Below are 14094 nucleotides of genomic sequence, written 5' to 3' on the forward strand. Positions count from 1 at the left end.
AGAGGCGACCTGTTTAGGTCGCCTTTTTTATTGCCTGCATGCTAAAGTTCATGCGCTTACTATTTCCGGATACTTTATCCGGTTTTGCCTCTCTCCATCAGTGATCAAACGGCTTCGCATGGAAAAATCACGGCAGCAACATCTTCTTCGCTGGCTCCGCCAGCAACGTCTTCATGGCGCACGAAGTTTACGTGCCGCATCGCTATTCGGTTTTGCCGGTGCACTGGTGATTATTGCTCAAGCCTGGTTGCTGGCCTCGCTGCTGCAGAATCTTATTGTCGCCCAACAACCGCGCGGTGCCCTGCTGACTGATTTCATCCTGCTGCTGTTGTGCTTTGCTCTTCGCGCAGGTCTGCACTATGCACGAGAAATGGCAGGTTACCGTGCTGGCGTTGCCATTCGTCGCGCTCTGCGCAAACAGGTACTGGATAAGCTGAATGATTTAGGTCCTGCCTGGGTTCAGGGCAAACCAGCGGGAAGCTGGGCAACGCTGCTGCTTGAGCAAATTGAAGAGATGCAAGAGTATTACGCGCGGTATCTGCCACAGATGTCACTGGCCGTTTTTATTCCCTTCGCCATCCTGATAGCCATCTTCCCGATTAACTGGGCGGCAGGATTGATCCTGCTCGCGACCGCACCGCTGATTCCAATTTTCATGGCGATGGTCGGCATGGGTGCCGCCGATGCAAACCGTCGCAACTTCCTCGCACTGGCACGTCTGAGCGGCGATTTTTATGACCGCCTGCGCGGGCGTGAAACCTTGCGCCTGTTCTACAGGGCTGCCGCTGAACAGCAGGCGATTGCTGAAAGCACCACGGATTTTCGTCAGCGCACCATGGAAGTGCTGCGCCTTGCTTTTCTCTCTTCCGCAGTGCTGGAATTCTTTGCCTCACTGGCGATTGCCGTGGTCGCGGTCTATTTCGGCTTCTCCTATCTTGGCGAACTCAATTTTGGTCATTACGGCACTGGCGTGACCTTGTTTGCTGGATTCCTGGCACTGATATTGGCGCCTGAGTTTTTCCAGCCGCTGCGCGATCTGGGTACTTTTTACCACGCTAAAGCGCAAGCTGTTGGGGGCGCCGATGCACTGGATCGTTTTCTTCACGAAAGTCCGGAAATCCCAGCTTCCGCCTCCAGCCTGTCAGTCGCTTTCGATACCCCTTTAAGCCTTGAAGCACAAGATTTGGTGGTGATGACAGCCAAAGGTGAAGCGTTATCACAGCCGCTGAATTTTACGCTTGAGGCGAATAAACGCGTGGCGCTGGTGGGTCAGAGTGGAGCAGGTAAATCAGCACTGATGAACGTGTTGCTCGGTTTTCTGCCCTATCAGGGATCGCTGCGGGTCAATGGGCATGAACTGCGGGATATCAGCCGTGAGAACTGGCAGCAGCATCTGGCGTGGGTGGGTCAAAATCCCCATTTGCCCGCGACCACGTTGCGCGAAAACCTGTCTCTCAACAGCAGCATGGATGAAGCAACACTGCGCAGCGTTTTGCAACAGGCGGGCGTGGATGAGTTTCTCGCCCGTTTACCGCAAGGCCTCGACACCCCCATTGGCGATGGCGGAATGGGCCTTTCTGTTGGCCAGGCACAACGCGTCGCCGTTGCGCGTGCACTGTTGAAACCGGCACAACTACTGCTGCTGGACGAGCCCGGTTCAGGGCTTGATAGCCAAAGTGAACAGCATGTGTTGCGCGCATTAAACCAGGCAGCCACACAGCAAACCACCCTCATGATCACCCACCAACTTCACGATCTTGCCAGTTGGGATGAAGTTTGGGTGATGCAATCCGGGCAACTGGTGCAGCAGGGGCAGTGGCAACAACTGATTGCTCAGGACGGGCCGTTGCGTGCCATGGTGCAGCATCGCCAGCAGGAGATTGTCTGATGAATCCACTATTGCCGTTTCTGCGCCTGTTCCGTCGTCATCCCTGGCGTTTAGGTCTGGGCATCGTGTTAGCCATTGCGACTTTGCTCGCCAGTATCGGCTTGCTCACCCTATCTGGCTGGTTCCTCGCCGCCTCATCGCTGGCTGGCGTGGCTGGCCTGTACAGTTTCAACTATATGTTGCCCGCAGCAGGAGTGCGTGGAGCGGCCATCACTCGCACTGCGTCGCGTTACTTCGAACGCTTAGTCAGTCACGATGCCACTTTCAGGGTGTTGCAGCATTTGCGTGTGTTCACCTTTGGCAAACTGATCGCGCTGGCCCCCGAACAACTGGCCTGTTTCAGACAGGGCGAACTGCTTAACCGCTTTGTCAGTGATGTCGATACGTTAGACCATCTCTATCTGCGCGTCATTTCACCGCTGGTCGGCGCGGCGGTAGTGATAGTGGTAGTCACTTGCGGTCTGGCGATATTGGATGTGCCACTGGCGCTGCTGTTGGGCGGGATGATGCTGCTGACGCTTTTGCTCATGCCACCGCTGTTCTGGCGATTAGGCACCTCAGCCGGGCATCGCATCGCCCAGCACCAAGCCAGCTGGCGCTTGCAACTGACGCATTGGGTAACCGGACTGGCTGAACTGCAAATTTATGGTGCTGCGGCCTTATGGCGTCAAAAACTGGATGAGGAGGAAATGCGCTGGCAGCAGGCACAGCAGCGTCAGCATCGTCTGCAAGCGCTGGCACAAAGCCTGTTATTGTTAATCAGCGGATCAACCGTCGTCTTGCTGCTGTGGATCTCCGCAGCGGGCGTGGGCGGCGATAGCGCACCTGGCGCATTCATCGCACTTTTCGTGTTCTGCGCCCTGGCGGCATTTGAAGCGCTGGCACCGGTAGCAGGCGCCTTTTTGCCGCTTTCGCAGGTCACTGGTGCGGCGCAGCGCGTACAGGAAATCATTGAGCAAGCGCCTCTGATTCGTTTTCCATCCTCGACCGTGCCCTCTGATTCGGGCATCAACCTGACGCTGGAAAAAATCACTTTCAGCTATCCGCAGCGACCGGAACCGGTACTCAGGCACTTCTCGCTGACACTGCGCACCGGTGAGCATCTGGCACTGCTCGGCCCCACCGGCTGCGGCAAATCCAGTTTGCTGGCACTGATCACGCGTGGCTGGCAGGCGCAGCAGGGTGACATTCGACTGAATAATATTCCCCTAGCTGAGTGGGACGAAAAAAGTCTGCGTCAACGTATCAGCGTGGTCACGCAGCGCGTGCATCTGTTTAGTCAGACGTTACGCGATAATTTACTGCTGGCACACCCTGCCGCCAGTGATGAACAACTGAATGCAGTACTGCATCAGGTTGGACTCACCCATTTGGCGGAACATGATGAAGGGCTCAACGCGTGGATGGGTGAAGGTGGCCGCCCGCTGTCGGGAGGCGAATTGCGTCGCCTGGCCATTGCGCGCGCCCTGCTGCACAATGGCGATCTATGGTTGCTTGATGAGCCCACCGAAGGCCTGGACGCCACCACCGAACAGCAGATATTGACGCTGTTGCGCCAGGTCAGTCAGGGTAAGACGGTTATCATGGTGACCCATCGCCTCAGTGGCCTGGCAACAATGGATCGTATTTGCGTGATGGACCAGGGACAGATTATCGAGTCGGGCACGCATGACGAATTAATCTCAAAAGCAGGACGCTATTGGCGTTTCCACCAGCGCTTTGCGCTATAGTCTTAGCGAGCAGCCCGAAGGGTAATTGACGCAATGAGACTGGTACAACTTTCACGGGATTCATTAAATTTTCCTCCGCCGGAGATGGCGCTGCGCGAGCCGAACGGATTATTGGCGATGGGCGGCGACCTCTCCCCTGCCCGACTGATGAACGCCTATCAGCGCGGCATTTTCCCCTGGTTTTCGCCCGGCGATCCGATTCTATGGTGGTCGCCCGATCCGCGTGCCGTGATGCTGCCTGAATCTTTTCATCTCAGCCGCAGCATGGCGCGTTTTCATCGCCGTTCACCTTTTCGCGTTACCATGAATCATGCTTTCCCGCAGGTACTGGAAGGCTGCGCCAGCGGCAGACAAGAAGGCACCTGGATTACCTTTGAGGTGAAACGCGCCTGGCTGCGTTTGTACGAGCTGGGTCACGCGCATTCGATTGAAGTCTGGAGTGATAATCGGCTGGTAGGCGGCATGTATGGTCTGGCGCTTGGGCAGATTTTTTGTGGCGAGTCGATGTTTAGTCGCCAGGAAAATGCGTCAAAAACTGCGCTGTGGGTGTTCTCTCAGCATTTTCTCGCTCATCAGGGACGCTTGATTGATTGCCAGGTGCTTAACCCACATACGGCTTCGTTGGGCGCCGTTGAAATCCCGCGTGTCGATTATTTACAGTACGTTCAAACACTGGCGTGGCAGCCTGTTTTAAGCGGTTGCTGGCAAACACAAACCCTTTTTTGACCCTGCTCGCAGATGTTTTGCACACAATTCCCGACAAAAGTGATACAATAAGCGAGTTTGGTATGTCGTCCGCGCTTCGCTGTGGCGAGCCGGAATTGCCAGGTTGGGAATCTCATCCATTTCCCGAAGCTGTTACCGTTGTGCACTTGATGCCAATTGCGACAACTTCTTAGCCCGCTAATCCCCCGCAGACGTCAATAAAAACACCCGAATTTTTCCGTAATGCACGCGCAATGGCGCGACGCACGGCGAAGCGTTGGCAAAATCGCCAACGGTTCTTTACATAAATCATGGAATTCGGCATTATCTTGCCGGTTCAACAGTTTGGTAGTTCACCCCAGAGGATTCGATGGCCAAAGAAGACAATATTGAAATGCAAGGTACCGTACTGGATACGTTACCTAACACCATGTTCCGCGTAGAACTTGAAAACGGGCACGTGGTTACCGCTCATATCTCCGGTAAAATGCGCAAAAACTACATCCGCATCCTGACGGGCGACAAAGTGACTGTCGAGTTGACCCCGTACGACCTGAGCAAAGGCCGCATTGTCTTCCGTAGTCGCTAAGTTGTTGTCCACATCTCGCGTTTGTGGCAATTAACTGAGCGCGAAAAAAAAGGCCGGATTTTCATCCGGCCTTTTCTTATCTGCAACTCAACACATCAGTGCACAGTCCCTTCGGTTTTCCGTTTTTCCGCACTCAGGAAATGGTAGGTCAGCTGGTTTTTTTCTTTATCCAGCGCCACCGAGACTGAACCGCCATCCACTAATGAACCAAACAGCAGTTCGTTAGCCAGTGGTTTCTTCAGATTCTCCTGCACGGCACGTGCCATTGGACGGGCACCCATCGCTTTGTCGTAACCTTTATCCGCCAGCCAGTCACGAGCATCATCACTGACTTCCAGCGAGACGCCTTTTGCATCCAGTTGCGCTTGCAACTCGACGATGAACTTATCCACCACCTGATGGATCACCGCGGTATCCAGATGACGGAACCAGATAATGTTATCCAGACGGTTACGGAACTCAGGCGTAAAGATCTTTTTGATCTCTTCCATCGCGTCGGTGCTGTTGTCCTGCTGAATCAAACCAATCGACTTACGCTCAGTTTCGCGAACACCGGCGTTGGTGGTCATCACCAGCACCACATTGCGGAAGTCCGCTTTGCGGCCGTTGTTATCGGTCAGCATGCCGTTATCCATCACCTGCAGCAGCAGGTTAAAGACATCCGGGTGCGCTTTCTCGATTTCATCCAACAGCACCACCGCATGCGGATGCTTAATCACCGCATCGGTGAGCAAACCACCCTGATCGAAACCAACATATCCCGGAGGTGCACCGATCAAACGGCTAACGGTGTGGCGCTCCATATACTCGGACATATCGAAACGCAGCAGCTCAATCCCCAGGGCCTTCGCCAGTTGAACCGTCACCTCGGTTTTACCGACGCCGGTTGGACCAGCAAACAGGAATGACCCCACGGGTTTACGATCCTGACCGAGACCGGCACGGCTCATCTTGATCGCTTCAGTCAGTGCTTCAATCGCGTTATCCTGGCCAAACACCAGCATTTTCAGACGATCGCCGAGATTTTTCAGCGTGTCGCGATCGGTGGCTGACACACTTTGCTCTGGGATACGCGCAATACGAGCCACCACAGATTCAATATCAGACACATTGACCGTTTTCTTACGCTTACTCACCGGCACCAGGCGCGCACGCGCACCTGCTTCATCTATCACGTCAATCGCCTTATCCGGCAGATGACGATCGTTGATGTATTTCACCGCCAGTTCCACAGCTGCACGCACTGCCTTCGCGGTATAACGCACATCATGGTGAGCTTCATACTTCGGTTTCAGACCGTTAAGAATCTGCACGGTTTCTTCGACAGAAGGTTCGGTAATGTCGATCTTCTGGAAACGACGCGCCAGCGCACGATCCTTCTCAAAGATGTTACTGAACTCCTGATAGGTGGTTGAACCCATCACGCGGATTTTTCCGCCGGAGAGCAACGGTTTGATCAGGTTAGCGGCATCCACCTGTCCACCGGACGCGGCACCCGCACCGATAATGGTGTGAATTTCATCGATAAACAGGATGCTACTGGTGTCTTGTTCCAGCTGTTTGAGCAGCGCTTTGAAACGTTTTTCAAAATCACCACGGTACTTGGTACCCGCAAGCAGCGAACCGATATCCAGCGAGTAGATGGTGCAATCTTTCATCACTTCCGGAACATCGCCCTGCACAATGCGCCAGGCCAGCCCTTCCGCAATCGCGGTTTTACCCACGCCAGATTCACCCACCAGCAGCGGGTTATTCTTACGGCGACGGCACAATACCTGAATGGCACGCTCCAGCTCTTTATCGCGGCCGATCAGCGGGTCGATTCCGCCGACACGAGCAAGCTGATTAAGATTGGTGGTGAAGTTTTCCATACGTTCCTCCCCGCCTGCTTGCTCTTCGTTAACCGGATTCTCCGCATTGTTCTGCGGCTGGCCCGGCTCGTCTTTACGCGTACCATGGGAGATGAAGTTCACCACATCGAGGCGGCTGACTTCGTGTTTGCGCAGCAGGTAAGCCGCTTGAGACTCCTGCTCGCTGAAAATGGCGACCAGCACGTTCGCGCCTGCCACTTCGCTGCGACCGGATGACTGGACATGGAATACCGCACGTTGCAACACGCGCTGGAAGCTGAGCGTTGGTTGAGTATCACGCTCCTCTTCACTGGCTGGCAGCACCGGCGTAGTTTGTTCGATGAAGGCTTCGAGTTCCTGTCGCAGAGCCACGATATCCACCGTACAGGCTTCCAGTGCCTCTCTGGCCGACGGGTTGCTAAGCAATGCCAGCAACAGATGCTCGACGGTCATAAATTCATGACGGTGCTCGCGCGCTCTGGCGAAAGCCATGTTTAAACTGAGTTCCAGTTCTTGATTGAGCATTTGGCACCTCCCCCAATTATCGCTCTGACGACCTTTCCCCTATATGGAGACGGGCTCAGGCTTTTTCCAGCGTACACAGCAACGGATGTTCATTCTCTCGTGCGTAATTGTTCACCTGGGCGACTTTGGTTTCCGCCACTTCTGCAGTGAATACACCACAAATCGCCTTTCCGTGGTAGTGAACTTTCAACATCAGTTGCGTTGCACGTTCAACATCATAAGAAAAGAACTTTTGCAGAACGTCAATAACAAATTCCATAGGTGTATAATCGTCATTATTCAGAATGACTTTATACATCGAAGGCGGCTTTAACCCTTCGCGTACTTTATCTTCGGCTAGATGTTCAAAATTAAGCCAGTCGTTTGTGTTTGCCATAATGTTCCGTCGAAATTCTGCGTTACGATTGCGCGCATTTCTGCGCCCATTCCTAAGTTTAACATGTCTGTCAAGCCACCTTTCCCTTAAGAAAAAACGGCCCTAAAAGCCCATGCGCGACCTGTATCACAAAATTTGCAATAGCGTTAACTGCCTCAAATTTTGATGAATTTCTCCCCGTGCGCCAGGGCCGTTTGCTTGACGATAAGGACCGTTTCTCTACATTCTACTTACACAAGCTGATTGAGTTTTAAACAAACTCGACTCACAGCTTCAATGACCTCACCTACTGTTCAAAATGTCTTGCGAGGGAAGTAAAAGCATGGAGACGGGTACTGTTAAATGGTTCAACAACGCCAAGGGCTTCGGCTTTATCTGTCCGATTGGCGGCGGCGAGGATATCTTCGCGCACTACTCCACGATTCAGATGGAGGGATACAGAACGCTGAAGGCCGGCCAGCAGGTTCAGTTCGATGTCCATGAAGGGCCAAAAGGCAATCACGCCAGCTTGATTGTGCCCTGTGAAGTCACGCAAGTCGCCTGACGCGCGCCTCTTCATTCATTCTGACCACTCCCGAAAAAAAATGCCAGCCGCAGACGCTGGCATTTTTCTTTTGCGGATTTTCCCGCCCCTCAATCTGCACGTCCGCGAGCTAACCACATCACGCGAGCAAACAGCTGATCCAGTAACGAGGGAATCGCATGCGGCCCACGCTCTGCCGCCGCCATGGCTACCGCAATCGCCAATTCGGGTTTCGAGCTGTGATGAATCGCTTTAGTAATAATACGCCGCGCATTCATCGGCACGTTTAACGGCAGGTGCGCCATGTCGTGATAAACGTCGCTGAACCCCTGCTTATAGAGAAAATGTTCTATATCCGGGGCCGGGAACTGCGTCAGATGATCGTCTTGCTGCTCATGCTCCTGCAACTGGCTCCGTGCGCTGGCTGCATACTTATTGCCCGCTTCGTCGCCGTCAGTCAACACATGCCAGGCAATGCCCATGCGTCTGGCAAACTTCAACAGCGGCTTAAGACCAGACTGCGCAAATTCGATGACTTTGACCCCTTCGCCGCAAAATGGTAACCGCGCTGCCGTGCCAGTTCATTGATGATCCACACTTCCGTCTCCCCCTCCACCAGCAACCAGCAGCGGGCAAAGAGTGCCGAGGGGCGATTCACGCGGATATGAAAGCCAATACGGCGGCTCTCCTCAGCGCTCAATCCTTCAGGACCAATCCGCCATGCCGCAACGCGTGTAGGTTCACGCACCAGGCGACAAATATTCTCTAACGGCACCTGAGATAACAGCTCCCCCGAATTGGTGGTGGTGATTTTTTGCAGCGGCATTAAATCCAGCAGATTCCACGCCACTGACAGCATAATTGGATGCAGTCGCGTTTCCGGATCCTCCACCAGCAACAATGGATGAGCGCCCGGCGGCAGCGCTTCATTGCCGTGCGCCTGAATCAGTAAAGAGAACATGCGCAATAAAATGACCTGCCGACTGCGTGATTCCGTTCCCGCAATCAGGTGGTTAAGCTTGTCGAGTGAACGCCAGCCTTGCGAACCATCGCGTAATTCAGGTGCGACACGCGCCGCGCTGACCCCCGGTTGCTGCACAAGGAAGTAGTGCTCCAGCAATTGCTGCATGGTGTGCAAGCCCTGACGCAGTAAATCGTCGCTCAGATTCTGCGGCTGCACCACCAAATCCCGGGTTAATTTCTCGACTTCCTGTGACAATTCACTCAGCGTCGTGGCCCGGCGGTCCGCATCGGTGCTGCTGTGCCGTCCACGCCGGCCAAAGCGCGCATCGCGCAGTCTGAGCACGGGATAGAAGGCACGCAGATGGGCCAGCGCCGCCTCAGTGCCTTCCATCGCCAGCACATCGCCATTTTGGTCGATGAAGCGCCAGGTGGTTTTCACACCATGCTCGTTGCGGCGCGCACGGGTGCTGAAGCGGATAAAGCGCCCGATTTCATCGCGCTGCCAGAAAGGCTGGAACACTGCTTCGTCATCGCCCGCTTGTGCTCGAAAGCGAAACACCAGTTGCAGCTGGTGCAGGCGTGCTTCCAGATCGCCCGGTGGGAAGTGAAAATCATGTTCGGTAAACTGATAAGGTTCAGTCGCAGGCGCCAGTAATAATGTCAGCGCATCCAGCAAGCTGGATTTACCCCAGGCATTTTCACCAATCAGCAGATTGGTATCAGTAAGCGGCAACGACAGCCGATTGATGCCACGAAAACCGCGAATATCGATATGTTCCAGAAACATCATGCTATCCCTTGAGTGCTTTGCCTGAGCATGGTTCGCCTCGTTAAGTTGGTCAAGTTAATGCACGGGTAAAAGGTTTACACTTCAACTGTTTTCCGATAGCTTGCGGCCCTCTCCCACGGATGGAAACGCTCTATGTATGGCTTGATCATCATTCTGCTGCCACTGATTGCTGGCTATTTACTGCATGTGACCCGTGCCAATCTGCTGCGCGGCGTCGCCCGCATGCTGAGCGCACTGGTGTACATCATCCTGTTTTTTATGGGCACCAGTCTCGCTTTCCTCGATAACCTCAGCAGTAATCTGCTCACCATTTTTCATACCGCGTTGATCAGTATGCTGTGCATTCTCGCTTGTTCCTTGATGGCTTTCTGGCTACTGGAGAAGCGCGTGCCGTGGCATCACCCGCACAAGCAGCAAGCCCTACCTTCACGTCTGCACATGGCGCTGGAATCCCTCAAGCTGTGCGGCTCGGTACTGGGCGGATTCCTGTTGGGATTAAGCCAGTGGTCAATTCTGCGCCACGCATCAACCATCAGTGAATATGCCCTGATGCTGATGTTGTTCCTTGTCGGTATTCAACTGCGCAGCAGCGGCATGACCTTGCGTCAAATCACGCTCAATCGTCGCGGCATGCTGGTAGCCGCGGTGTCGCTATGCAGCGCCTTGATCGGTGGAATGCTGGCCGCATTATGGCTCGATTTGCCAATCAAAACCGGCCTGGCGCTTGCCAGCGGCTTCGGCTGGTACTCGCTGTCCGGTATTCTGATGACCGAATCCTTCGGCCCGGTTATCGGCAGCGCGGCCTTCTTTAACGACCTGCTGCGTGAGCTGATCACCATCATGTTAATTCCGCTACTGATCAGCCGTCAGCGCAGCATGACGCTGGGATTGAGTGGTGCCACCTCAATGGATTTCACCCTGCCGATTCTGCAACGCACTGGCGGCATGGAGATTGTTCCAGCGGCGATCGTGCACGGTTTTATCATGAGCTTATTAGCGCCGATTCTTATCGCGTTGTTCTCCGCCTGACCGCAGAGCGCATTTTTTCACGGCTGCGCGCCGTCTCCATCGTCTACGCTTTCTGACTGACACGTTTCCGCCATCGGGATGGATGGCCAAACACCAGAAAGAGAAAGGAGCGAACGATGAAGCAAACTGTGGCGGCACTGCTGGCCAAAACCCTGGAAAATGCGGGCGTAAAGCGCATCTGGGGCGTGACGGGCGATTCGCTCAACGGGCTGAGCGACAGCCTCAACCGCATGGGAACCATCGAATGGATGCCCACGCGCCATGAAGAAGTGGCGGCTTTTGCTGCCGGTGCTGAGGCTCAAATCAGCGGCGAACTGGCGGTATGTGCCGGTTCCTGTGGCCCCGGAAACCTCCATCTGATTAACGGACTGTTCGATTGTCATCGCAACCACGTTCCGGTACTGGCGATTGCCGCACATATCCCTTCCAGCGAAATCGGCAGCGGCTATTTTCAGGAGACGCATCCGCAGGAGCTCTTCCGCGAATGCAGCCATTACTGCGAATTAGTCTCTAACCCTGAGCAGTTGCCGCAGGTTTTGGGGATTGCGATGCGCAAAGCCATCCTTAATCGTGGCGTATCCGTGATTGTTATTCCCGGCGATGTGGCGCTGAAACCGGCACCTGAAGGCGCACGCAGTGAATGGTATCCACCGCAGTTGCCACATATTGTGCCCAACGCCAACGAGATTGCCCGCCTGGCTGAAACACTGAACGGCGCAGAAAATATTACGTTGATGTGCGGCAGCGGCTGTGCCGGCGCGCATGCAGAAGTGGTGAAGCTGGCAGAAACGCTGAAAGCGCCGGTAGTGCATGCCATGCGCGGAAAAGAGCACATCGAGTACGATAATCCTTACGACGTCGGCATGACCGGCTTAATCGGCTTCTCATCCGGTTATCACGCCATGATGAACGCCGACACGCTGGTGCTGTTGGGTACACAGTTCCCTTATCGCCCGTTTTATCCGGCTGATGCCAATATCATCCAGATTGATATCAATCCCGCCAGCCTTGGCGCACACAGCCATGTCAATATGGCGCTGATTGGGGATATCAAAGCCACATTGCAGGCGCTGCAGCCGCAGCTCAACAGCAAAAGCGATCGTCATCATCTCGACAGCGCGTTGGAACACTATGTGGATGCGCGAAAAGGTCTGGATGAGCTGGCCACCGCCAATGATAAACAGGCGATTCATCCGCAATATCTGGCGCAGCAAATCAGCCATTACGCAGCTGAAGATGCCATTTTCACCTGTGATGTCGGCACGCCCACCGTATGGGCCGCGCGTTACCTGAAGATGAACGGCAAGCGCCGTTTGCTGGGATCGTTCAACCACGGTTCGATGGCTAACGCGATGCCACAGGCACTCGGCGCTCAGGCAATCGATAAGCAGCGTCAGGTCGTGGCGCTGTGCGGTGATGGCGGCTTCAGTATGTTGATGGGCGACTTTATTTCGGTGGCACAACTGAAACTGCCGGTGAAGCTGGTGATCTTCAATAACAGCGTGCTGGGCTTCGTGGCGATGGAGATGAAAGCCGGCGGTTACCTTACCGACGGCACCGATCTGGAGAACCCGGATTTTGCCGCCATTGCCACCGCCTGCGGTATTAAAGGCATTCGCGTCGAGAAAGCCTCTGAACTCAACAGCGCGCTAGAACAGGCGTTTGCGCATGATGGTCCGGTACTGATCGATGCGATCACCGCTAAGGAAGAGCTGTCGATGCCGCCGCAGATCAAAGCCGAGCAGGCCAAAGGATTCAGCCTGTATATGCTGCGCGCGATTCTGAATGGACGGGGTGATGAGATTGTTGAACTGGCGAAAACCAACTGGCTGAGGTAAAACGGATAACCAGGCCAGATAACTCACAACGCGGGCGCTCAGCCCGCTTTTTTGTTTCAGGAGAGCGATGTGATCGATTTACGCAGTGATACCGTAACCCGCCCAAGTGCCGCCATGCTGGATGCGATGATGGCCGCCGAAACTGGCGATGATGTCTATCGTGACGATCCCACCGTCAATGCGCTGGAACTCGAGGCCGCCCGTCTGAGTGGCAAAGCCGCAGCGCTGTTCTTCCCGACCGGCACGCAAGCCAACCTGGTGGCGCTGCTGTGTCACTGCCAGCGCGGCGATGAATATATCGTCGGTCAACAGGCACATAACTACAAATACGAAGCGGGTGGCGCGGCGGTACTGGGCAGTATTCAGCCACAACCGATCTCGCACGCCGAGGATGGGTCGCTGCCGCTGGCGGAGATTGTTGCCGCGATCAAACCCGATGATATCCACTTTGCGCGCACGCGCCTGCTGAGCCTGGAAAACACCCATCACGGCAAAGTGCTGTCGCAGAGCTATCTGGAACAAGCGTGGAAGTTAACGCGCGAACACAAACTGGCGCTGCACATTGATGGTGCCCGTATCTTCAACGCCGTGGTGGCGCAAAATGTTGAGCTAAAGGATATCGCGCGTTATTGCGACACGCTGACCATCTGCCTGTCCAAAGGACTCGGCACCCCGGTGGGTTCACTGCTGTGCGGTGATGAAGCCTACATTGAGCAGGCGCGTCGCTGGCGTAAGATGACCGGCGGCGGCATGCGTCAGGCGGGCATCCTGGCGGCGGCGGGTCTGTACGCGCTGAAGCACAACGTGGCGCGCCTGAAAGAAGATCATGACAATGCGGCCTGGCTGGCTGGGCAGCTCAGCGCCATTGGGGTTGAGGTACTGAATCAGCACACCAACATGTTGTTTGTGAAAGTACCGGCGGATCAGGTTGACGCCCTGAAAAGCTGGATGCACTCCGGCGATGTGCTGATGAGCGTGGGTCCGGTCACGCGTATTGCCACCCACCTCGATGTCAGCCGCCAGGATTTACAACGTCTGGTTGCGCACTGGCAGGCGTTTTTAGCGTAACAGAGCGCAAAGTGTCTTGCGGGGACGGCTTTCGGGCCGTCCACAAGCTCACCAACGCGAGGCCCTGTTTCAGCCGCACCGTATTTCGCCAGCTGCGCCCGAGCTATCGCCAGCGTTTCTGCATCGGCGATGTCATACACCGTCTCTTCACTGCGCTGCGCCGTATTTCGCCAGCAGTGCCCGAGCTATCGCCAGCGTTTCCGCATCGGCGATGCCATAC

The 14094-nt window shown here is 55.0% G+C and carries 10 protein-coding genes and 1 pseudogene; 8 read left to right on the forward strand and 3 right to left on the reverse strand.

The window, feature by feature from the left end:
- Positions 1-118 precede the first annotated feature (118 nt).
- The 4 genes from cydD (at position 119) to infA (ending at position 4912) form a co-directional block, all read left to right on the forward strand.
- Positions 119-1888, forward strand: a complete 1770-nt coding sequence (gene cydD, locus H7A81_RS11810; RefSeq protein WP_182057589.1) for a cysteine/glutathione ABC transporter permease/ATP-binding protein CydD — start codon at positions 119-121, stop codon at positions 1886-1888.
- Entirely contained in the window at positions 1888-3618 is a 1731-nt protein-coding gene (gene cydC / locus H7A81_RS11815) for a cysteine/glutathione ABC transporter ATP-binding protein/permease CydC (RefSeq protein WP_182057590.1), read from the forward strand. Before cydD ends, cydC begins: the two co-directional genes overlap by 1 nt.
- Before the next feature lie 33 nt (positions 3619-3651).
- Positions 3652-4344 carry a leucyl/phenylalanyl-tRNA--protein transferase gene (gene aat, locus H7A81_RS11820; RefSeq protein ID WP_034820657.1) on the forward strand — a complete coding sequence of 231 codons (693 nt, stop codon included), beginning with the start codon at positions 3652-3654 and terminating at the stop codon, positions 4342-4344.
- A 349-nt stretch (positions 4345-4693) separates the two neighbouring features.
- Positions 4694-4912, forward strand: coding sequence for a translation initiation factor IF-1 (infA, locus tag H7A81_RS11825; protein WP_002211347.1), 219 nt, complete (start codon positions 4694-4696; stop codon positions 4910-4912).
- 95 nt (positions 4913-5007) lie between these two features.
- Here infA and clpA read toward each other — a convergent pair whose 3' ends face one another.
- Entirely contained in the window at positions 5008-7287 is a 2280-nt protein-coding gene (gene clpA / locus H7A81_RS11830) for an ATP-dependent Clp protease ATP-binding subunit ClpA (RefSeq protein WP_182057591.1), read from the reverse strand.
- A gap of 55 nt (positions 7288-7342) precedes the next feature.
- Positions 7343-7663 carry an ATP-dependent Clp protease adapter ClpS gene (gene clpS / locus H7A81_RS11835; RefSeq protein WP_034820663.1) on the reverse strand — a complete coding sequence of 107 codons (321 nt, stop codon included), beginning with the start codon at positions 7661-7663 and terminating at the stop codon, positions 7343-7345.
- 322 nt (positions 7664-7985) lie between these two features.
- Here clpS and cspD point away from each other — a divergent pair, with 322 nt between their 5' ends.
- Entirely contained in the window at positions 7986-8207 is a 222-nt protein-coding gene (gene cspD / locus H7A81_RS11840; RefSeq protein ID WP_034820666.1) for a cold shock-like protein CspD, read from the forward strand.
- A gap of 89 nt (positions 8208-8296) precedes the next feature.
- Here the strand turns inward: cspD and H7A81_RS11845 are convergent.
- Positions 8297-9936: pseudogene (locus tag H7A81_RS11845) on the reverse strand (DUF2813 domain-containing protein).
- 135 nt (positions 9937-10071) lie between these two features.
- Here H7A81_RS11845 and H7A81_RS11850 point away from each other — a divergent pair.
- From H7A81_RS11850 to ltaE, 3 genes are all read left to right on the forward strand, one after another.
- Positions 10072-10968 (forward strand): lysine exporter LysO family protein, encoded by an 897-nt coding sequence (locus H7A81_RS11850; RefSeq protein ID WP_182057592.1) that lies wholly within the window; start codon positions 10072-10074, stop codon positions 10966-10968.
- Between the two features lie 116 nt (positions 10969-11084).
- On the forward strand, positions 11085-12806 hold the full coding sequence (gene poxB / locus H7A81_RS11855; protein ID WP_160868939.1) for a ubiquinone-dependent pyruvate dehydrogenase: 1722 nt from the start codon (positions 11085-11087) through the stop codon (positions 12804-12806).
- A 69-nt stretch (positions 12807-12875) separates the two neighbouring features.
- The gene (ltaE, locus tag H7A81_RS11860; RefSeq protein ID WP_182057593.1) at positions 12876-13874 is read left to right on the forward strand and encodes a low-specificity L-threonine aldolase; all 999 of its coding nucleotides are present in this window, start codon (positions 12876-12878) and stop codon (positions 13872-13874) included.
- Positions 13875-14094: the final 220 nt, after the last annotated feature.

It is taken from the genome of Pantoea sp. ME81, from assembly GCF_903970985.1.
In the GTDB taxonomy this organism is placed as follows: domain Bacteria; phylum Pseudomonadota; class Gammaproteobacteria; order Enterobacterales; family Enterobacteriaceae; genus Pantoea; species Pantoea communis.